This window comes from Photobacterium sp. CCB-ST2H9, assembly GCF_023151555.2.
Lineage (GTDB): Bacteria > Pseudomonadota > Gammaproteobacteria > Enterobacterales > Vibrionaceae > Photobacterium.
Genome location: NZ_CP100425.1, coordinates 2,590,146 through 2,611,590, shown reverse-complemented (window position 1 = coordinate 2,611,590; position 21,445 = coordinate 2,590,146). Strand labels below are relative to the sequence as shown.

At 38.7% G+C, this 21,445-nt stretch carries 18 protein-coding genes and 1 pseudogene; 17 read left to right on the top strand and 2 right to left on the bottom strand.

The window, feature by feature from the left end; genetic code table 11:
- Positions 1-2 precede the first annotated feature (2 nt).
- The 13 genes and pseudogenes from L4174_RS12105 (at position 3) to wecA (L4174_RS12045) (ending at position 13,552) form a co-directional block, all read left to right on the top strand.
- Positions 3-1,454, top strand: a complete 1,452-nt coding sequence (locus tag L4174_RS12105; protein WP_248141138.1) for a lipopolysaccharide biosynthesis protein — start codon at positions 3-5, stop codon at positions 1,452-1,454.
- Complete coding sequence (locus L4174_RS12100; protein WP_248141137.1) at positions 1,451-2,554, top strand: DegT/DnrJ/EryC1/StrS aminotransferase family protein; 1,104 nt, start codon at positions 1,451-1,453, stop codon at positions 2,552-2,554. The genes L4174_RS12105 and L4174_RS12100 overlap by 4 nt, the downstream gene beginning before the upstream one ends.
- On the top strand, positions 2,542-3,222 hold the full coding sequence (locus L4174_RS12095; protein ID WP_248141136.1) for a CatB-related O-acetyltransferase: 681 nt from the start codon (positions 2,542-2,544) through the stop codon (positions 3,220-3,222). The genes L4174_RS12100 and L4174_RS12095 overlap by 13 nt, the downstream gene beginning before the upstream one ends.
- Positions 3,219-4,223 carry an ATP-grasp domain-containing protein gene (locus L4174_RS12090; protein ID WP_248141135.1) on the top strand — a complete coding sequence of 335 codons (1,005 nt, stop codon included), beginning with the start codon at positions 3,219-3,221 and terminating at the stop codon, positions 4,221-4,223. The genes L4174_RS12095 and L4174_RS12090 overlap by 4 nt, the downstream gene beginning before the upstream one ends.
- 6 nt (positions 4,224-4,229) lie before the next feature.
- The gene (locus L4174_RS12085; protein ID WP_248141134.1) at positions 4,230-5,261 is read left to right on the top strand and encodes a glycosyltransferase family 2 protein; all 1,032 of its coding nucleotides are present in this window, start codon (positions 4,230-4,232) and stop codon (positions 5,259-5,261) included.
- Positions 5,262-5,263: 2 nt separating this feature from the next.
- Positions 5,264-6,439: an oligosaccharide repeat unit polymerase gene (gene wzy / locus L4174_RS12080; RefSeq protein WP_248141133.1), complete on the top strand. Its 1,176-nt coding sequence runs from the start codon at positions 5,264-5,266 to the stop codon at positions 6,437-6,439.
- Positions 6,440-6,447: 8 nt separating this feature from the next.
- Entirely contained in the window at positions 6,448-7,014 is a 567-nt protein-coding gene (locus L4174_RS12075) for an acyltransferase (protein ID WP_248141132.1), read from the top strand.
- Positions 7,014-8,162 (top strand): glycosyltransferase family 4 protein, encoded by a 1,149-nt coding sequence (locus L4174_RS12070; RefSeq protein ID WP_248141131.1) that lies wholly within the window; start codon positions 7,014-7,016, stop codon positions 8,160-8,162. Before L4174_RS12075 ends, L4174_RS12070 begins: the two co-directional genes overlap by 1 nt.
- Positions 8,163-8,172: 10 nt before the next feature.
- Positions 8,173-9,180 (top strand): NAD-dependent epimerase, encoded by a 1,008-nt coding sequence (locus tag L4174_RS12065; protein ID WP_248141130.1) that lies wholly within the window; start codon positions 8,173-8,175, stop codon positions 9,178-9,180.
- A gap of 7 nt (positions 9,181-9,187) precedes the next feature.
- The gene (locus tag L4174_RS12060) at positions 9,188-10,300 is read left to right on the top strand and encodes a glycosyltransferase family 4 protein (RefSeq protein ID WP_248141129.1); all 1,113 of its coding nucleotides are present in this window, start codon (positions 9,188-9,190) and stop codon (positions 10,298-10,300) included.
- A gap of 13 nt (positions 10,301-10,313) precedes the next feature.
- Positions 10,314-11,481: pseudogene (locus L4174_RS12055) on the top strand (nucleotide sugar dehydrogenase).
- A gap of 8 nt (positions 11,482-11,489) precedes the next feature.
- Positions 11,490-12,401 (top strand): UTP--glucose-1-phosphate uridylyltransferase GalU, encoded by a 912-nt coding sequence (galU, locus tag L4174_RS12050; RefSeq protein ID WP_248141128.1) that lies wholly within the window; start codon positions 11,490-11,492, stop codon positions 12,399-12,401.
- 56 nt (positions 12,402-12,457) lie between these two features.
- A complete protein-coding gene (gene wecA, locus L4174_RS12045) occupies positions 12,458-13,552 on the top strand; it encodes a UDP-N-acetylglucosamine--undecaprenyl-phosphate N-acetylglucosaminephosphotransferase (RefSeq protein WP_248141127.1) in 1,095 nt (364 codons plus the stop codon).
- A gap of 86 nt (positions 13,553-13,638) precedes the next feature.
- Here wecA (L4174_RS12045) and L4174_RS12040 read toward each other — a convergent pair whose 3' ends face one another.
- Positions 13,639-13,818, bottom strand: coding sequence for a hypothetical protein (locus L4174_RS12040; RefSeq protein ID WP_248141126.1), 180 nt, complete (start codon positions 13,816-13,818; stop codon positions 13,639-13,641).
- A 188-nt stretch (positions 13,819-14,006) separates the two neighbouring features.
- On the bottom strand, positions 14,007-15,044 hold the full coding sequence (gene wecA / locus L4174_RS12035) for a UDP-N-acetylglucosamine--undecaprenyl-phosphate N-acetylglucosaminephosphotransferase (RefSeq protein WP_248141125.1): 1,038 nt from the start codon (positions 15,042-15,044) through the stop codon (positions 14,007-14,009).
- Between the two features lie 270 nt (positions 15,045-15,314).
- On the opposite strand from wecA (L4174_RS12035), the gene L4174_RS12030 reads away from it, so the two are divergent.
- The 4 genes from L4174_RS12030 (at position 15,315) to L4174_RS12015 (ending at position 21,397) form a co-directional block, all read left to right on the top strand.
- On the top strand, positions 15,315-16,781 hold the full coding sequence (locus L4174_RS12030; RefSeq protein ID WP_248141124.1) for a mannose-1-phosphate guanylyltransferase/mannose-6-phosphate isomerase: 1,467 nt from the start codon (positions 15,315-15,317) through the stop codon (positions 16,779-16,781).
- Between the two features lie 34 nt (positions 16,782-16,815).
- Positions 16,816-18,186, top strand: coding sequence for a phosphomannomutase CpsG (locus tag L4174_RS12025; protein WP_248141123.1), 1,371 nt, complete (start codon positions 16,816-16,818; stop codon positions 18,184-18,186).
- 505 nt (positions 18,187-18,691) lie between these two features.
- The gene (locus L4174_RS12020) at positions 18,692-20,062 is read left to right on the top strand and encodes an MBL fold metallo-hydrolase RNA specificity domain-containing protein (RefSeq protein ID WP_248141122.1); all 1,371 of its coding nucleotides are present in this window, start codon (positions 18,692-18,694) and stop codon (positions 20,060-20,062) included.
- 168 nt (positions 20,063-20,230) lie between these two features.
- The gene (locus L4174_RS12015; RefSeq protein ID WP_248141121.1) at positions 20,231-21,397 is read left to right on the top strand and encodes a nucleotide sugar dehydrogenase; all 1,167 of its coding nucleotides are present in this window, start codon (positions 20,231-20,233) and stop codon (positions 21,395-21,397) included.
- The last annotated feature ends 48 nt before the right edge of the window (positions 21,398-21,445 follow it).

The window sequence follows — 21,445 nt, the reverse complement described above, 5'->3', positions numbered from 1 at the left end:
AGATGTCGAAAATTAAGAGAAAAACTGTCACAAGCTTAAAATGGAGTGCAATTGAAAGGTTAGCAACACAAATAGTACAACTAATTGTAATGTTAATACTAGCTAGTACTCTTGGGCCTGAAGCGTTTGGTTTAGTTGGGATGTTGGCAGTTTTCATATCGATCAGCCAAGTGTTCGTTGATAGCGGAATGAGTTCTGCTTTAATTCGCAAGCAAGATGTAAGTGAAAAAGATTTTGCAACTGCCTTTTATTTTAATATTGCTATTTCAATTGTATCTTATGCAGTCTTGATTACTGTATCACCTGTTATAGCTAATTTTTATCGTCAACCTGAGTTAGAAATGCTATCTATAATGTTAGGTAGTGTCGTTGTTATAAATTCATTTGCTATAGTTCAACGTGCAAAGCTTTCGATCAAAATGGATTTTAAAACACAGGCGAAAGCATCTTTACTTGCGGTTAGTCTTAGTAGTTTAACATCTTTATCAATGGCATACATGGATATGGGGGTCTGGGCTTTAGTTGCACAGAACTTAATATATGCATTTGCTAATGTATTGTTTCTTAATGTGTTTAACCCTTGGTGGCCTGGATGTAAATTTTCTAAGTCATCATTTAAAGATTTGTTCGGTTTTGGTTCAAAGTTACTGGCTGCAGGATTAATTGATAGCTTTTATCAAAACATTTATCAAATTGTCATTGGTAGACAATTTTCAGCTTACAGCGTTGGTCAGTTTACTCAGGCAAATCAATTGGTTAAAACGCCAGCGTCAACTATAACTATGGTAATTCAACGTGTAACATATCCCATGCTTAGCGGAATTCAAAATGATAAACAACGCCTTGAATCAGCTTATTTATTAACTATTCGCTTAGCCGCAACTGTGATTTTTCCTTTATTGTTTGGTTTATCTTCTGTGTCTACTCCAATGTTGCCCCTATTATTAGGACAGGAGTGGATACCAGCAGCAACATTTGTATCTATTTTATGTTTTGGCTTTGTTCTATATCCAATTCATGCTATCAACTTAAATTATCTTCAAGTAAAAGGCCGATCTGATATTTATTTAAAGTTGGAGGTTATTAAAAAAATAATTATAACCGTCACTCTAATTATTAGTATTCAGTATGGCATAACTGCTGTTTGTATCGGGATTGCGCTTCAGTCTCATTTGGGTCTTTTTATTAATACTTATTATAATGGAAGAGTTAGTGGCTTAGGAATAAGAAATCAGCTGAAGATATTGGTTCCTATATGGTTGATAAGCTTAGTAAGTTGCATAATAGCTAAGTTGTTCGGAGGTCTTATATTTGAAGACGGATGGGGTGTTGTTATAACAACAGTTATATTTTCAACTTTAATCTATATATCAAGCATTAGATTTTTCCAGCCAGACCTTTATAGGTACATTTACTCAGCAATATTAACTAAAAAAGAATATCAAACACGATGAAAAAAATAACAGTGACTTCCCCGCTTTTACCTCCATTAGAAGAGTTAACACCATACCTGGAGGATATCTGGTCGAGGAAATGGTTAACCAATAGTGGGTATTATCATCAGCAGTTGGAATATGAACTATGTAAATACCTTGATGTTCCATACATTAGTTTGTTTTCGAATGGAACATTGGCTTTAATAACTGCGTTACAAGCTTTGGAGCTAAAGGGTGAAGTTATAACCACACCATATAGTTTTGTTGCAACAAGTCATGCCATAAAATGGAATAATTTGAAGCCTGTCTTCATTGACATTGATCCTAATACTTTCAATATTGATACAAATAAAATAGAAGAAGCTATTACAGCTAACACCTGTGCTATTTTACCAGTTCATGTTTATGGTAATCCGTGTGATCATGACGCTATTCAAGCTATAGCAGATAAGCATAACTTAAAAGTAATTTATGATGCAGCGCATGCGTTTGGCGTCAGGAAAAATGGCCAATCAATTTTAAATATGGGTGACTTATCAATACTTAGTTTTCATGCTACTAAAACTTACTCTACGATTGAAGGTGGTGCTATTGTTTGTGATAGCTTAGAAATGAAAGAAAAACTGGATCACCTTAAAAACTTTGGGTTTGAGTCAGAGGCTGAAATTTCAACATGTGGGATGAATAGCAAACTAAATGAAGTCCAAGCTGCCTTTGGTCTAGCAAGTTTAAAATACATTAGTGATGCGATAAAAAAAAGGGAAAAAGTTGCAGAACACTATTATGAAAGGTTGAAAAATATTTCTGGAATTACTGCTTTTGAAGTGGAATCTCATATAGATTTTAATTATTCATATTTCCCTATATTGATAGATGAGTCAACATTTGGTGTCAGTCGAGATAGATTATTTGAAGAGTTAAAAGAAAATAATGTTCTAGCTCGAAGATATTTTTTCCCTTTAATTACTGATTTTTCAGCTTACAAAGATTATAACAAAGGTAAGTTTGTCCATTCTGAAAAAATATCTAAATCTGTTATATGTTTGCCAATACATCATGAGATTACACATAATCAAGTTAAAGAGATTGTTAGGATTATTCAAGAATGCCGAAAGTAATAAACTCAACACAAGGGGAAAATTGCCAAAATTACCCAGGCTCAATTCTCAAAAATAGTCAATTAGGTTTAAATTGTATTATTGGAGATTTTAGCAGAATTTACGAGTCATCACTTACAGACTACGTTCGAGTTGATAGAAACAATTTCATTTTAAACTCTAGAATTGGTTGTTATTCTTATACGGGACAATTCACTGTATTAATGCATTCAGAAATAGGTAAATTTTGCTCAATATCGTGGGGAGTCACAATTGGCGCGGGTGAACATGATTATACAAAAATTACTACGCATGATTTTTTATACAATACCTCCTATGACTTGAACGACGAAACTATATCATATGATAGATTCTCCAAAAAACTTGTAGTTGGGAATGACGTTTGGATTGGTGCTAACTCTACAGTCTGTAGAGGTGTTTCTATCGGTGATGGAGCTGTAATAGGAGCAAACTCAGTCGTAACTAAAGATGTCCCACCATATGCTATAGTTGCTGGATGTCCTGCGAAAATCATCAAATATAGATTCACAAAAGATGTTATTGACAAGTTGTTAGATTTAAAGTGGTGGGATTTTCCTTATCAAATCATAAAAGAAAATTTTAAGTTTATTTCAGAATCTGATATCGAATCAGTAATTGAAAAACTTCAAGTGGAGAAAAACAAGTGAATATATTGTTAACATCAGTAGGTCGTAGGGGGTATATTGTTGATTACTTTAAAGAGACCTTTGTTGAAGAAAGAAAAGTATATACAGCAAATAGTGAACTCACATATACAATGAAGTTAGCAGATGGCTATCTGATTACTCCTTTGATTTACGAAGATAATTATATAGATGTTATTATCAATTTCTGCAAAGAAAAAGATATTTCAATCATTATTTCCCTTTTTGACATCGATTTGTATATTTTAGCAAAAAACGAGGAAAGATTCTCTGAAAACGGTATTCAGTTAATTTTAGCACCTGAAAAATCCATTGAAATATGTAATGACAAATGGTTGACATATCAGTTTTTAATGGAAGTTAAAGTTAACACACCAAAAACATACATTTCATTAGATAGTGTCATAAATGCTATTGAAATTGGAGAAATAGAATATCCTGTGATTCTAAAGCCTCGCTGGGGAATGGCCTCAATGGGGATTTATATAGCTGACAACGAAGAAGAATTAAGAGTGCTATATAATAAGTCATATAAGGATATATTTAACTCCTATTTAAAGTTTGAATCAACATTGACAAGAGATAAGCCAATCATAATCCAACAGTATTTGAAAGGAAATGAATTTGGTTTGGATGTGATAAATGACCTTTCGAATAAATTTGTTACTTGTTTAGCAAAACAGAAAGTTAGAATGAGAGCTGGAGAAACGGATCTTGGTTTGACTGTTGCTAATACTGAGTTTTTGAGCGTATCAAAAGTTTTGTCAGAAAAAATCAAACATAAAGGGATATTATCAGTTGATGCTTTTGTTGTTAACGATGTTGTGTATGTTACAGAAATGAATTGCAGGATATCAGGTCATTATCCAATTAGTCATGCGGTAGGGTTTAATTATCCTGAGTTGCTTAGATCTTGGCTTAACGAGAGTGATTTAGATTCAAAATATTTATCTTTTGAAGAAAATGTTTATGTATGTAAAGAGCTATCTATAAAAAGATTATAAAACATTATGTTTAAAAAACTGAAAGCTCCAGCTAGTGAACATGAAATATCATCTAATTGGAAATTTAAAGATAAAGTTTATATTAGTTGTGTCTGTATAACGTTCAATCATGAAAAATATATAGAAGATGCATTAATAGGAATGTTATCTCAAATATCAGAGCATCGATTTGAAATTGTCGTACATGATGATGTATCTACTGATAAAACTCGAGATATTTTAGAAAAATACAAAGCCCGATTTCCATCAATTATTAAGTTAGTCTTTCAAAAAGAAAATCAGTATTCTTTAGGAAAAAAAATAACACCGTTAGCTGTGTCTTATTCAAGCGGAAATTATATTGCATTATGTGAAGGTGATGATTTTTGGATAGATAGGTATAAATTACATAAACAATTTAAAGTATTGGAAGATAACGGAAATATAAATATTTGTTTTACTGCAGCAATAGGTTTATATCCTAATAATAAAACAAAAATATTATGTAATCATTCTAATGAAATGAAATTTTTTTCTAAAGAAAAAGTTTTCTGTGGTGGTGGAGGCTTTATGCCTACCCCATCATTAATGATAAGGCGTATTATCTTTGATGATATACCAGGGTTTTTCCATGAAGCTTCGGTAGGTGATTTTTATCTACAAACAATCTGCTCTAAATCAGAAGGTGCAGTATATTTACCCATAATTTCCACAGTTTATCGATTTTTTTCGGTGACATCCTGGAGTAATGAATCGTTAAATTATTCAATTGAAAGGATTCAAAAAAATTTGACACAGGATTTGCATTGTTTGAAACTACTAGCAAAATTCATTGATGTTGATATAAACGCATTAAATTTCTCATTAAGTCGATTATTTTATCACTCGGCGTGTTTAGCTTTATCATCTGGACAGAAAGAATTATTTAAGCAATATATAGAAGAAAGTTATTTGATATACAGAGGTATTTCAAAAAAACAGGTGGCATATTTTATGCTTCGTGATTTCCCTGACCTCTTAGGTATGATAAAGAAGATTAACTTGAAAAGATTGAGATAGGTATGAGTGATGTCTTTTACAAATTCAGAGGGGTTTACTTATTTCTTCTGTTTTTTTGTAGTAGCTATGCTTTATATGATGGTCTAAGTTTTGGAAGTCTTGGTGGGGATTTTAGTGGCTATAGAATAGAGAATGGGTCTATATATATTCTTTGTTTCTGCTTATTGATTGGGCTATATGTTTTATTTGATTTGGTTTTTTATTTTGCACTTAGAGTTTTTTATAAAGAAAATGTATTGAAGGTTAATTATATCAGAGCAAATACCGGTCTATATGTTCTTATTTTCCAGTTGTTCTATTATATATATAACCAATATTATGGGGTTAATGTTGCAGGGGTCATTGGTACGACTAGCAATCCAGTTAAATACATTTTTCTTATCATAAATCCAGATTATTTGTGTTTAATCTATTTAAGTGTGACTTTGCTATATTCGAACAAAAAAAAGTTTTTTTATAGTAACTTGTTGATTTATGTTGTGTCAACCTTATCTAGGGGATGGTTAGGTGGTTTAGCCTTTATTTGTTTAACTTTTTTAATCTATTTAATTTCCAGAAAAAAGTTTAAGTATATATTTGTCATAATAATTTTCTCCGTACTTCTTGCGGCCTTATCTCCATGGTTATTTGCTGTCAGAGAGGCTATTCGAACTGGCAACGAATTAGTTTTAGATTGGAATAACTATATTGATTTTATAAGAGTTTTTATAGATAAGATAATTTTCAGATTTCAATCATTGTCATCTCTTTACTATGTGATGGCAAATTTTGATAATCTAAATTATTATGAAATTCAGCCTGCATACATGCAAGGGGTGATACAAAGCTCAATATATAGAACTTTTGATGCGGAAGGGCTTCCGATAGCAAATATACTATCATTACTTTGGCTGGGGGAAACAGGAAGGAATACTGCATTTACATCTACAATGCTACCATATTTAGCATTGAGTCCATCTAATTTAATATTAACAATTTTTTACGCTTTTTTTTGCCTTTTTTTAAGTGTTTTCATTTCAAGTCGATTTAAAGGTAGCGGTGTAGACTATCTGATATGGTATTACTTCATTACATATTTTATAAATGGATGGTTTGCCGCTTATATATCTTTCCTTATAACCATTGTGTTCTTTATGTTTTTTTCTAAAAAATATAAGTTACGCTCTCTTAATATATGAGGTCTTCTGTGCGAGGGGCTGGTAAGTTTAAATTATTTAAATCTCTCATTAATGCCTTATCAAGGTTTTTATCTTTTTTTCCTTTAACTTTTAGGTGTTTTCTATTTGATTTTTTCTCGACTGTACCTACAACTATTGGTATAGGGCTCAGATATGCAATATTAAAGTCTATTTGCAAATCAATTGGAGATAACGTTTATATTGGCCGGTTTGTTGTTATTAAAAATGCAGAGAGTTTAAATGTTGGCAGTAACGTGAGCATTCATGATTTCACATATATTGATGCATTGAGTGGTATTAATATTGGTGATAATGTTTCTATTGCACATAATTCATCTTTTATATCATTTGAACATTCTTGGGATGATTTAAATCAGCCAATTAAATATAACAGGCTGACATTGAAACCTATAACAATAGAAAGTGATGTTTGGATAGGATGTGGATGTCGTATTCTCGCTGGCTCAAAAGTTTCCGAAAGAAGCGTGGTTGCTGCTGCCACAATCGTTAATAAGAAATATCCTCCGAACGTTTTGATTGCGGGTGTACCTGGTAAAATTATTAGAGATATATAATGAAAGCTATATTTGCACATGATCACCGATTCTTGCTAGATAGAAATGGGTTTGCTTACTCTAAAGGGAAAATAAAAAAAGAATCATTTGATTTGTATTTGAGTTATTTTGATTCTGTTTCTGTTATTTCTCGGTATGATGTTGAAAATGATAGTAGTACATTGAAATCAATGGAAGCTATTAATGATATTGATTACATTGATTTTATTCCATTTAAGAATCTGTCTACTCCAAAGGAATTATTGAACTGTAATAATTTGGAACTCATGTGTGAAAAGATAAAAGGACATGATTTTTTAATTGCTAGGCTGCCAAGTGAAATAGGTTTATTAGCTATTAAAGCTGCTAGGAAATTAAAAATAAAATATACCATTGAGTTTGTAGCGTGCCCATGGGATGCCTTATGGAATTATGGCGGTATTAGGTCCAAGTTATATGCTCCATTTTATTACGTAAGAAATAGAATGGCGACAACACACGCAAATTCGGTTAGCTATGTAACTTCAAGCTTTTTGCAAAGAAGATATCCATCTAATGGAATAAAAGTTGGTGTTTCTGATGTGGTTATTGATACCGAAAGTAACTATCGAGTGAAACGCGTGTTAGATAGAAATAAGGTAATTAATATTGGGTTAATAGGATCTTTAGATTCTCCACATAAAGGTATCGGCGATGCGATAAAGGCAGTTGGGATTTTATTGGAGAAGGGGTGCAAAATTAACCTTAACCTTCTTGGTCCTGGCGATATTTCTATTTGGAAGAAACAATGTGAAAGTTTTTCTGATTATGTGAATTTTTGCGGTATCAGAAACCCTGGTAAAGATGTACAAGAATGGCTTGCCCGGCAGGATATTTACATTCAGCCTTCATTGCAGGAAGGACTACCTAGAGCTATTATTGAAGCAATGAATTGTGGATTACCTATAATAGGAAGTAATGCTGGAGGTATACCTGAGTTGGTGAATCAAAAATTTATACACCCTAAAAAGGACTACATAAGACTTTCTGACTTGATTTTATATATTTTGACCGAAGAAAATGAATATGAAGCCATGTCTGAATATAGTCTACGTATCTCCGAAAGATATGTAAAAAATAATCTAGATAAAGTTAGAAATGAATTTTGGGATTCGATTTTAAAAGTTTAATGTGGGGATTATGAAATATTTAGTAACAGGTGCTGCAGGTTTTATCGGTTCTAGAGTGTCTTTAGAGCTTGCTAGACAAGGATATCAAGTTGTTGGTATCGATAATATTAATGATTACTATGATGTTGATTTAAAAAAAGCAAGGCTAGAATTAATTAAAGGGTTTAAAAACTTTTCTTTCTATAAAGCTGATATATCGGATAAAGGTTTTATTGATAGTTTGTTCAAAAATGAAAATTTTGACCGTGTTATCCATTTAGCAGCTCAAGCTGGTGTACGTTATTCTATCCAAAATCCGGAATCCTATGCTCAGTCTAATTTAATTGGTCACCTTAACATTTTGGAAGCATGTCGATTTAATAATATAGAGCATTTAATCTATGCTTCTTCTAGCTCAGTTTATGGATTAAATTCGAAAGTACCCTTCTCAACTGCGGATTCTGTTGACCATCCTGTTTCACTTTATGCTGCAACAAAAAAATCTAATGAGTTGATGTCGCACTCTTATTCACACTTATATGGAATTCCTACTACGGGTTTGAGATTCTTTACTGTGTATGGCCCTTGGGGGCGTCCGGATATGGCACCATTCATTTTCACAAAGAAAATATTATCTGGTGAAGTTATTGATATTAATAATAATGGCGATATGTGGCGAGATTTTACACATGTAGATGATATAGTTGAAGGTGTTATTCGGGTTTCAGGCGTGATACCCACGAAGAATTCAAATTGGACAGTTGAAGATGGAACCCCTTCGACTAGCTCTGCTCCCTATCGTATTTACAATTTAGGATATGGTAGTCCTGTTAATTTAATGGATTTTATAAGTGCAATTGAAGATGAATTAGGGATGAAATCGATTAGAAATTTTCGTGAAATGCAACCAGGTGATGTATATCAAACTTATGCTGATACTACACAGTTATTTGATGACATTGGTTACAAACCGAAAGTTGGTCTGAAAGAAGGTGTCAAATCTTTTGTTGATTGGTATAAGTTATTTTACAAGAAATAGGATTTAAATGAAGGTTGTTGTAATTAGCGCTAACACAAGTTGGTATTTATATAACTTTAGAAAAAATACTATTTTATCATTGATTCGAGATGGTTATGAAGTTATTGCTGTAGCTCCACGAGACAGTTACACCCAAAAACTGGAAAGTTTAGGGTGTAAATATCATCATATAAGAATAGACCAAGGTGGAACCAATCCAATATTGGATTTTATGACGTTAATATATTTTATTGTCATTTATAATAGATTAAAAGTCGATTTGGTTCTTAACTTTACACCGAAAAATAATATATATAGTACGCTTGCTGCAAAGGTGAACAATGCTAAGGTTGTCAATAATATTGCTGGGCTTGGTACTATATTTACTAAGAATACAATCTCTTCGAAAATAGCTAAGCTTTTGTATAAGTTTAGTCAGAAATATGCTGACTTGATCTTTTTTCAAAATGAGGATGATAGGAGAATATTTTCTGAGATGAAGGTTGCAGAGAAAGTAATAACTGACCGTCTGCCTGGGTCTGGTGTTGATTTAAACCGATTTCAAATAAAGGAAGCTCCAAATGATGGGAGAGTTAAGTTCCTGCTTATTGCAAGAATGTTATATGAGAAAGGAATAAGTCAATATGTTGAAGCAGCCAGAATTCTTAAAGAAAAGTATAGTAATTTAGACTTTCGCTTACTTGGATTTCTTGATGTTGATAATCCTTCTGCTGTCTCACAAAATCAAATGAATGAATGGTCCGCTGAAGGGGTTGTAGATTATCTTGGGGTTTCTGATTCTGTTGAAAAAGAAATCGCTGATGTTGACTGTATGGTTTTACCTTCATATTATCGTGAGGGTGTTCCTAAGTCATTGCTTGAGTCTGCTGCAATGGGAAAGCCAATTGTAACAACAGATAATGTAGGCTGTAGAGAAACCGTTAATGATAATGTTAATGGTTTCCTCTGTGTCCCTAAATCTTCAGAATCTTTAGCTACAGCATTAGAAAAAATAATAAAAATGTCTTATCAAGAACGTCTTCAGATGGGGGCTGAGAGTAGAAAAAAAGTTGAAAATGAGTTTGATGAAAAAATTGTTATTAGTAAGTATTTACATATTGTTAATCAGCTTTTAATTTAACTACAGGTAAAAATTGAAAATTACAATTGCAGGCACAGGCTATGTTGGCCTGTAAATGCTATGCTTTTGGCACAATATAATCAAGTTGTAGCTATTGATATAGTTGAAGAAAAAGTCAACCTCCTTAATAATCGAATATCACCAGTTGTTGATATGGAAATTTCAGTTTTTTTACAAAAACGTGATATTAATTTTACTACCTCAATAGATAAAAATTTTGCTTATCAAGATGCTGACTTCGTAATTATCGCGTCTCCTACTGACTATGATGCTAAAACGAATTATTTTAATACTGCTTATGTTGAATCCGTGATAAAGGACATGATGACAATCAACCCAAATGCTGTGATGGTCATCAAATCAACGATTCCTGTGGGTTACACAAAACGGCTCAAGGAAGAGTTAGGATGTGAAAACCTGATGTTTTCCCCTGATTTTTTACGAGAGGGGAAAGCCCTTTATGATAATTTTCACCCTTCTCGAATCATTGTTGGAGAGAAAAGCGAGCAAGCAAAAGACTTTGCAGATTTGCTTTTGCAGGGTGCTGCGAAGAAAGATGTTCCTGTTTTTCTTATAGATTCAACTGAAGCAGAAGCTGTTAAGTTATTCTCAAACACTTATCTTGCAATGCGAGTTTCGTATTTTAATGAATTAGACTCTTATGCTGAATCCATAATCTTGATAGTCGGCAAATTATTAAAGGTGTAGGACTTGACCCGAGAATTGGGTCTCAGTATAACAATCCTTCCTTTGGCTATGGTGGTTACTGTTTACCCTAAGATACTAAACAATTACTTGCCAATTACCAGGAAGTTCCGAATGATTTAATTAAGGCGATTGTTGATGCAAATACAATGCGAAAAAATTTCATTGCTGAGAATATTTTGAAGAGGAAGCCTAAAGTTGTAGGTGTTTATCGTTTGATTATGAAATCTGGTTCAAATAATTTCAGTACTTCCAGTATTCAAGGTACTGTGAAGCGATTGAAAGCAAAGGGTATAGAAGTTATTATTTATGAACCTATGTTCACCGAGAAAGAGTTCTTTAATTCGGCCATATATACTGATTTCGACGCATTCAAGTCTGAATCTGATGTCGTTGTTTCGAATCGTATGGTTAATGAACTTATGGATATAAAAGATAAAGTTTATACACGAGATTTATTCGGTTCTGACTTATAAGAATTAAAATGACAAAAATCAAGAAAGCAGTCATTCCCGTGGCTGGGTTAGGCACACGCATGTTACCTGCGAGTAAAGCAATCCCTAAGGAAATGTTACCTTTAGTGGACAAGCCTTTAATTCAGTACATTGTGAATGAGTGTGTCGCTTCAGGGATTAAAGAAATTGTATTGGTAACGCACTCGTCAAAAAATGCGATTGAAAACCACTTTGATACTTCATTTGAATTGGAAGCAGCATTGCAAAAACGTGTAAAGCGTCAGCTTCTGGAAGAGGTTCAGTCGATTTGCCCGGAAGATGTTACCATCATGCATGTTCGCCAAGGTAACGCATTTGGCCTTGGACACGCTGTACTGTGTGCTCAGTCATTAGTGGGTAACGAGCCATTTGCTGTTGTACTGCCGGATGTTATTTTGGATGAGTACACTGCATATCAAAGCCGGGCAAATTTAGCCGCAATGTTAAAACGCTTTGAGGAAACAGCTGCTAGTCAGATTATGGTTGAGCCGGTTCCATTGCGAGATGTGTCAAAATATGGTGTTGTGGATTGTAATGGTGCTGCACTGTCTGCTGGGCAGGTACATAAAATGTATGCAATGGTTGAGAAACCAAGCGTAGAGCAGGCTCCATCAAATTTAGCTGTTGTTGGCCGATATGTCCTTTCAGCCAAAATTTGGGACAAACTTGCGAAAACTCCACCAGGTTCTGGTGATGAAATTCAACTGACTGATGCAATTGAAATGCTTATGGCTGAGGAAGTTGTTGAAGCTTTTCATATAACTGGAAAATCGCATGACTGTGGCGATAAGTTGGGTTATATGAAAGCTTATATTGAGTACGGGCTTCGCCATGAATCTCTTGGTGAAAAATTTAAAACTTACTTAAATGAATTAGTGCTATCAATGCGTGCCGTTTCCTAAATAGATATATGCCCCCATTACTATGCTGGGGCTATTTGATTATAAAGAGTCCCAACATGACCTCAGCATTCCTATTTGCCTTCTTAATCTCCTTTTGCAGCCTGTTTATCTGCAGGAAAATTGCAAAACGCATCGGACTTGTAGATGCACCCAATGAACGAAAACACCATCAAGGTGTTGTTCCGTTGGTCGGTGGTGTGTCTATATTTATAACGCTTGCAATCGCTTTTTGCTTGTTTGATTTATTTCCACAAAACCCTTGGTTGTATCTGGTGTGTGCTTCTGTGTTGGTCGTGATAGGTGTTATTGATGATCGATACGACATCAGCTTTAAACTTCGACTATTGGTACAGGCTGGTGTATCTCTGGTGATGATTTTCATAGGTGAGAAAAGTCTGCATGATTTAGGTTATATGCTTGGCAATTTCCCTCTCGATTTGCCAGTCGTACTAAGTTCGATATTAACTATCTTGGCAGTTGTTGGTGCGATCAACGCATTTAACATGGTGGATGGTATCGATGGCTTGCTTGGTGGTCTGGCATCAGTCAGCTTTGCGGCACTTGGCTATGTGTTTTATGTGTCCGGAAATACTGAACTGTTTACCATTTGTGCCCTGATTGTGACGGCAATGGTTCCCTATATCATGTTGAATCTGGGTTTTCCGCTAGGGCGTCGTTTTAAGGTGTTCATGGGGGATGCTGGCAGTATCTTTATTGGATTCACGGTAATTTGGTTATTACTGGAAGCGACACAAGCTGGTGAACAAAGTGCGATGCGACCTGTGACTGCACTTTGGTTAATTGCGCTGCCGTTGATGGATATGGCGACGATTATGATCCGCCGGATTCGTAAAGGCCAGTCACCCTTCAAACCAGACCGGGAACACTTGCATCATATCTGCCAGCGGATTGGGTTATCACCTTTGATGACTTTGATTGTGATTTGCAGTTTGGCAGCGACGATGGCGATGATCGGGATATGGTCTGATTTGGCGCAAATTAACGAAACGGTCATGCTGATTGGTTTCTTGTTAATGTTTGGTGTGTACTTTGCAGTCATAAGTCATATCTGGCGTATTACGACTTGGATTCATCGCCTGACAGGACGAGCACAGCCGAAAGTTGCGGAACAAGTTCCTTCTGAGCAATAAAGTCAGAACATTCGAGAGAGCAGTCGGATGTGATCTTATAAATGCTCATAGCATTAACCCAGGCCTCGGTCTGGGTTTTTTCTTTCTTACTGCAGGCTATCTGATCTGTCTTCTCTGCGAAGCTGTTTCGCTTCTTTATCAAATTTATCCAGCTGAGCAAGCTGGTAAATCACTTCCCATAGCAATAAAAATCCAATTTCCAGAACAAACGCGAAAATTTGTTTCCAGTAGTCTTTAAAGCGAAGGATGTGATCGTTAGTCGTCATGATTCCTGCCATTGAAAGATTGTTTGTATGCTAATCCATACTATGGCGTCAGTAATTGCAGATAGATTGAATTAAACTGAGACTTAGTTATTATTATGCGGTTTAAGATCAGTTTGTGTGAAAGACGGTGTTTTTAACGCCCTTCAACTAGCTCTCACAGGAATTAGTGAATGTGGTTGCACGGTAGATTAAGCATTCACAGCTGTGTTTCTTTTTTCTGCTTTCGATAACAGAATGAAGTAGATGACAAAGCCGACAACAAAAAGCCAGAACATCACATACTCTGGTACATTAGCGATTTCACCATAGATACCCACGCCGCTCAGTAAAGTTGCAATAGTACAGATAGCAATCAGTGTTTGAGTGGAATTCAATCCCAGGCGCTGGAAGATATGATGCAGATGCTCCCGGTCAGGTTTGAAAGGAGAGTCTCCGCGCTTAATACGACGGATCATGATGGCTGCCATGTCCATCAGGGGGACGGCAATCAGCCAGAGCGCGGTCACAGGCCGCAGAGGCGGGCGGCTGCCATTCTGACTGGCAAGCAACAAAAACCAGATTACGGTAAAGCCAATGAGCATACTACCGGCATCTCCCATAAAGACTTTGCGTCTTCGTCCAAATGCGCCCAGATTCAGCAGGATATAAGGGATGATGGTGATGATAATAATGGCACAGAGATAGGCCAGTGAAAGCTGCCCGTCGTGGAACAGCATGATGCCGAGTCCGCCGAAAGTCACGATAGATAATCCGCCTAGCAGTCCATCGATACCGTCCACCATATTGAAGGCATTGATTGCACCTATGACCGCCAGTACGGTGACCAAATACCCGAACATGCCCAAATCAATTTTACCGAATCCTACCATATTTCCCAGGGTGTGTAGTTCCAGTCCGGCGAAGTACATCATACAGACCGAAAGGGTTGCTTGGATTAATAACCGGATCTTGAAGCTGACATCAAATTTGTCATCTAAAGCGCCAACGACAGTCAGGATGACAATACAGAGGGTATACAGTCCGGCATCATCGAGGATGCTGGGAGAATAATACAGGAACTGAGCCAGCGTGATACAGATAGCCAAGCCGCCGACAAGGGGCACGGCTCCGTCATGAAGCTTTCTTGCGTTGGGCTGATCAACCAAACCCACACGTTTTGCGACCTTCCGGAGTAAAAAAAGTGCAGCGAACGAGGAAAAAAATACAAAGAAAAAATCTGCAAACATGCTCAATTCCGAAAGCTGTCAAAACGTCGAAAGACTACCAAGATTTCGCAAGTCTAGGAAGAGGAGAAAAGATGTCCGGTTAGTAAATTATTACTTCTGTTCAATTCTTTTAGAAATTTCAGGCTCTCTCGCAGTATTTGAAGTCATGCTTTTCATCATTCCTACAGGCGCTGGCTTGTCTATACTTGTTTTCGTAAGACGTTCCCGGAACAAAAAACTCAATTCATAAAGTCCGGTTGAGGCTGAACTAGTTGCAGAAAGGGAGGTGATATGCAGATTTTGCCAGTCGTTATGGCGGGGGGCACGGGCAGTCGGTTGTGGCCGTTATCCCGGGAGCAATACCCGAAACAATTCTTGTCACTTATTGCGTCATCAGAAAAGCAATTGTCCTCTACCGCTCCTGATCAACTTTTCACGCTTTTGCAACAGACCATTCAGCGCCTTGATGGGCTGGACCATCAGCCACCATTAGTTATTTGCCAGGAAAGTCACCGCTTTATTGCTGCTGAACAATTACGGCATTGTGGTATCGGTAAGCATCGCTTTCTACTTGAGCCTGAAGGCAGAAATACCGCACCGGCGATAGCTTTGGCTGCGTTGATGACGAGTGAGTGCCCGTCTGCGGTTTCACTCGAAGAAACAGATCCCCTCCTTTTGGTTCTTGCAGCTGATCATTGTATTCAAAACCATGAAGCTTTTGTGGCGGCTGTTGAGCAAGCCATACCACTTGCTGAATCCGGGAAACTAGTTGCTTTTGGTATTCCGCCACAATCTCCTGAAACCGGCTATGGCTACATTAAGCGCGGTGAGCCCTCTGGAGCTGGTTACGAAGTCGCTCAGTTTGTTGAAAAACCGGATCTCAATGCGGCGAAAGAGTATTTAGTCAGCGCCTACTATTACTGGAACAGTGGCATGTTCTTATTCAGAGCGTCAGCCTATCTTCAGGAGCTGGGGAAATATCGTCCGGATATTTTGTCTGCTTGCCAGCATGCGGTCCAATCCCCTGAGGTGGATAAAGATTTTATCCGTGTCGATCGTCAGGCATTTGCAGCCTGCCCGTCTGATTCCATTGATTATGCGGTGATGGAAAAAACGGACTCAGCGGTTATGGTGCCGATGGACGCCGGATGGAGTGATGTAGGCGCCTGGTCTGCCTTATGGGAGTTAGGCAAGAAAGATGAGTTATACAATGTCGTTCAAGGTAATGTCCTGACGACAGAGACTCGGCATAGTTATATTCGGGCTGACAGCCGGTTGGTCGCCACCATCGGACTGGAGCATGTGGTGGTCATTGAAACCAAGGATGCAGTTTTAGTTGCAGCAAAGGACAAAGTGCAGGAAGTAAAAGCCATCATTGCGCAGCTCAGGGAGACGCATCGTCCGGAACTTGAGTTTCACCGGGAAGTGTATCGTCCCTGGGGTAAATATGAACAGGTCGACCATGGCCTTCGCCACCAGGTGAAACATATTACGGTCAATCCGGGTGAAAAGCTGTCTCTGCAGATGCATCATCACCGCTCTGAACACTGGGTGGTTGTTTCCGGAACAGCGAAAGTCACTCAGGGTGATAAGACCTGGCTCCTGACTGAAAACGAATCGACTTATATTCCGATTGGCGTAATTCATGCTCTGGAAAATCCTGGAAAAATCCCGCTTGAAATGATTGAAGTACAATCAGGCAGTTATCTCGGTGAGGATGATATTGTCCGGTTTGAAGACCGATATGGCAGGAAATGACTGCATCCTGATTAGTGATTGCCAAGGAGACGCAATGGAATCTCTTACATGTTTCAAAGCCTACGATATCCGCGGTGAAGTGGGTTTTGAGATGAATGAAGATATCGCCTACCGGATCGGCAGGGCTTATGGGCAGTATTTCCGGCCCAAACGTGTTGCCGTTGGTGGTGATGCCCGACTGACTACGGCTGCACTGAAAAGAGCCTTGGGAAAGGGGCTGATGGATGCTGGCGCCGATGTACTTGATCTGGGTCTGACAGGAACGGAAGAAGTGTATTTTGCAGCCCAGACGTTGGACGTGGGTGGCGGGATAGAAGTCACGGCTAGCCATAATCCTGGCAATTATAACGGGATGAAGCTGGTTCGTAAGGAGGCAGTGCCAATCAGTTATGACAGTGGGTTGGCGGAAATCCGACAACTGGCCGAGAGCAATCAGTTTGCTCTTTCTGACCGGCAGGGAATGCTGAGTCAGACATCCATTTTGGATGCTTACATTGAACATCTCATATCCTATATCTCTCCCAATAAAATCAGGCCATTGAAGCTGGTGGTTAATGCCGGAAATGGTGCTGCAGGTCATGTAATCGATGCACTGGAAGCCCGCTTTTGCCAGTTACAGCTCCCGATTCAGTTTGTGAAAATCTACCACCACCCAGATGGCAACTTCCCGAATGGGATCCCGAATCCGATGTTGCCTGAATGTCGTATGGCAACATCAGAAGCTGTGATCACACATCAGGCAGATATGGGTATTGCCTGGGATGGTGATTTTGACCGTTGTTTTCTGTTCGATGAATACGGAGAGTTTATTGAAGGCTATTACATCGTGGGTTTACTGGCGGAGGTTTTTTTGCAGCAGTCTGAAGGGGAGGCAATCAAAATTATTCATGATCCCAGGCTAATCTGGAACACGATGGAGATTGTCGATCATTTTGGTGGGCAGGCGATTCAGTCAAAAACGGGTCATGTTTTCATCAAAGAACGTATGAGGCAGGAGGATGCTGTCTACGGCGGTGAGATGAGTGCGCACCATTATTTTCGTGATTTTGCTTATTGTGACAGCGGAATGATTCCCTGGTTGCTGGTGACTCAGTTGCTCTCAGTGAAAGAACAGCCTCTGTCCGAAATTGTGGCTGCCAGAATTCAGGCTTATCCGGTATCGGGAGAGATTAACCTGACAGTAGCCGATACAGAAACTGCGATTCAAAAAGTATGTGCTGTTTTTGCACCTGATGCTTTAGATGTGGATACCACGGATGGTATTAGCCTGAGTTTTGCGAAATGGCGTTTGAATTTGCGAGCCTCTAATACGGAGCCTTTACTTCGCCTGAATGTCGAATCCAGAGGAGATATCACGTTGATGGAAGAGAAAACGGCTGAAATATTATCAATACTTCAGTCGTAGGAAATGATGATATTGAATGCGATAACTGAAGAAAATTAGATGAATGAACGGGTGTGAAATCAGGGAATACGATATTGAGTGAGCTTTGGTTGATAAACGTGACTTTTCCATGACATTTACTTTCATATTTATGCGAGTCTGTTTGCTTGAGGTGTTTTATTTTAGGTTGGATTTTCCCATAATATTTCACTCGGCGTTTCATTTTTATGTGATTTGAATCAGTGGCTTGCTGTTTTCTGAGTGTTGAAATAAAAAGCCTTCATGTATGCAATTAACAATTACACTGAACTCATGGTTACTTATTCGCCTATTCACTATTGATGGGAGTGTTGTTAGTGATGGTACTAATGACTAAATTGTCGGAATTTTGGCATTAATTCGTGTTTGCTGATGAAGTTTTTCGTGAATTCAGTCGCGCAATTTTGCTATTAACGTTCCACCTATTAGTAACTTTGTCATGCTGGAGTGAGTAATTTAACAACGAATAAAACACCAGGGGAATCAGGTGAAGATTTTACACCATGGCGCCAGGGACGGAGTGACCGGTTCCTGTCACGAACTACAGTTAGGAAAATTCAGTCTGTTAATTGATTGCGGCGTATTTCAGGGGGAGGAGGCCAGAGTCGGCAACGATATTACTTTTCCTGTGGAGCCAATCAAGGCACTTATTCTTACACATTGCCATATTGATCATGTGGGCAGAATTCCCTGGTTACTTGCAGCAGGTTTTCGTGGGCCGATTTATGCGACTGAGGCTACCGCATCGCTGTTGCCCCTCATGCTTGAAGATGGCCTGAAACTGCAACTAGGGTTGAGTGATGAAAAATGCGAAGCCTTTATTCGTCTGGTTCGTTCACAACTCAAACCTGTTCCTTTTGACTGTCGGGCTCAAATTATGCTGCCGGACGGGCAGGATGTGAGCCTGTTCTTTCGGCAGGCAGGGCACATTTTAGGTTCTGCATATGTTGAGTTAACTCTGCCTGAACATCAGAAAGTCGTGTTTTCCGGTGACCTGGGACCCAGCAATACACCGCTCTTAGTGGATCCTGTACCGCCGTCGCATGCCGATGTCTTAGTGCTGGAGAGTACGTATGGCGATAAACGGCATCCCGGAGTGGAGAACCGTGAACAGGCGTTGAAAAAAATTGTCGAGCAATCATTGCAGGATGGTGGTGCGATTCTCATTCCGGCCTTCAGTCTTGGGCGGACGCAGGAGCTGTTGTTTGATTTGGAAAATATAGTGACGGGGGAAAGCCAGAAAGCCCGATTGAATAGTCCTTGGTTGTCGTTACCCATTGTTCTGGATTCACCATTGGCTATGAGAATTACTCATTCTTATCAGGGGTTTAAGCGGTTGTGGGCGAAAGAGGCGAAAGCCAGATTAGACAGTGGCCGTCACCCGCTTGATTTTGACCAATGCACACAGATAGATGAACACAGCGACCACATTGGGTTGGTCAATCGCCTGAAAGCAAGTGGTGAACCAGCTGTCATTGTGGCCGCCAGTGGCATGTGTACGGGAGGACGGATCATGAGTTATCTGGAAGCATTATTGCCTGATCCCAGAACAAACTTGCTGCTGATTGGCTATCAGGCCCGGGGAACACTGGGTCGTGAACTTCAGAATGGGGCAAAGGCCGTGATGATTCACAACAACAGAATTGAAGTGAAAGCCAGAGTGCATACGATGACCGGGTATTCTGCGCATGCGGATCAGAATGATCTGGTTCGTTTCGTCAGAGGGATTGAACAGGGGCCCAATGAAATTCGTTTGGTGCATGGTGACAGGCCTGCGCAAGAAGCGCTGGCTAAGCGTCTCAGGAAGATTAAACCGGATGCGAAGGTGATTGTTTGCGCAAACCTGCCCCCGGATTAAGTCATTGCTTGCATCAGGGGAGTCTTTCGATATTCTAGTCTCTGAAAAAATACCGTGATAGCTTGAACGTATGATTTCATGGCTGAACATGCCCGGAGTGGACTTTATTACCAAAGATTGAGATAAAGTTATCATTGGTGTTATATCGACCAAGTTTAAGGAAGGATAATGAAAATAACAGTAGCGGGAACAGGCTATGTGGGCTTGTCAAATGCTGTATTGCTGGCCCAGCATCATCAGGTTGTTGCGCTGGATATTGTCGAGGAGAAAGTTGTACTTCTTAATCAAAGAAAGTCTCCAATCGTTGATAAAGAAATCAGCGAGTACCTCGAACATCGTGAATTGAATCTGATGGCAACAACAGATAAAACGCTTGCATACAGCAATGCTGATTTTGTCATTATTGCTACCCCAACGGATTACGATCCGGTGACGAATTACTTCAATACTTCATCGGTGGAGTCTGTCATCCGAGATGTGATGGCAATCAATCCTGATGCGGTCATGGTAATTAAGTCCACGATTCCTGTGGGTTATACCCAGCGTATTCAGGAGGAAATGGGGACCGAGAACATTTTGTTCTCGCCTGAGTTTTTGCGAGAAGGGCGGGCACTTTACGATAACTTGTATCCTTCCCGAATCATTGTTGGCGAGCAATCAGAGCGTGCAAAAGCCTTTGCTAATCTGCTGATTGAAGGGGCTGAAAAGGAAGAGATTCCGGTTCTGTTTACCGATTCGACAGAAGCGGAAGCGGTGAAGCTTTTCTCGAATACTTACCTGGCGATGCGGGTAGCTTACTTCAATGAACTGGACAGTTATGCCGCTGCGCACGGACTGGACAGCCGCCAGATCATTGAGGGGGTCGGTTTGGACCCGCGTATTGGTAATCACTATAACAACCCGTCTTTTGGTTATGGCGGATATTGCTTGCCAAAAGACACCAAGCAGTTGCTGGCAAACTACCAGAACGTGCCGAATAATATTATCCGCGCTATCGTCGATGCAAACTCGACGCGCAAAGATTTTATTGCTGAAGCTATTTTGAGTAAGAAGCCGAAGGTGGTTGGTGTTTACCGTCTGATCATGAAGAGTGGTTCAGATAATTTCCGTGCTTCATCGATTCAGGGGATCATGAAACGCATCAAAGCCAAAGGGGTTGAGGTGGTCGTTTATGAGCCGGTGCTGAAAGAAGACGAGTTTTTTAACTCCAGAGTGATTCATGATTTGGAGGAGTTTAAGGCAATGTCGGATGTGATTGTTTCGAACCGAATGTCCGATGAACTACATGAAGTAGCGGACAAAGTCTACACACGTGATTTATTTGGCTCTGATTAATCAATTAGATGCCGCAACTTAGGGCAGGATGCGTGCTTTTCTTGCCCT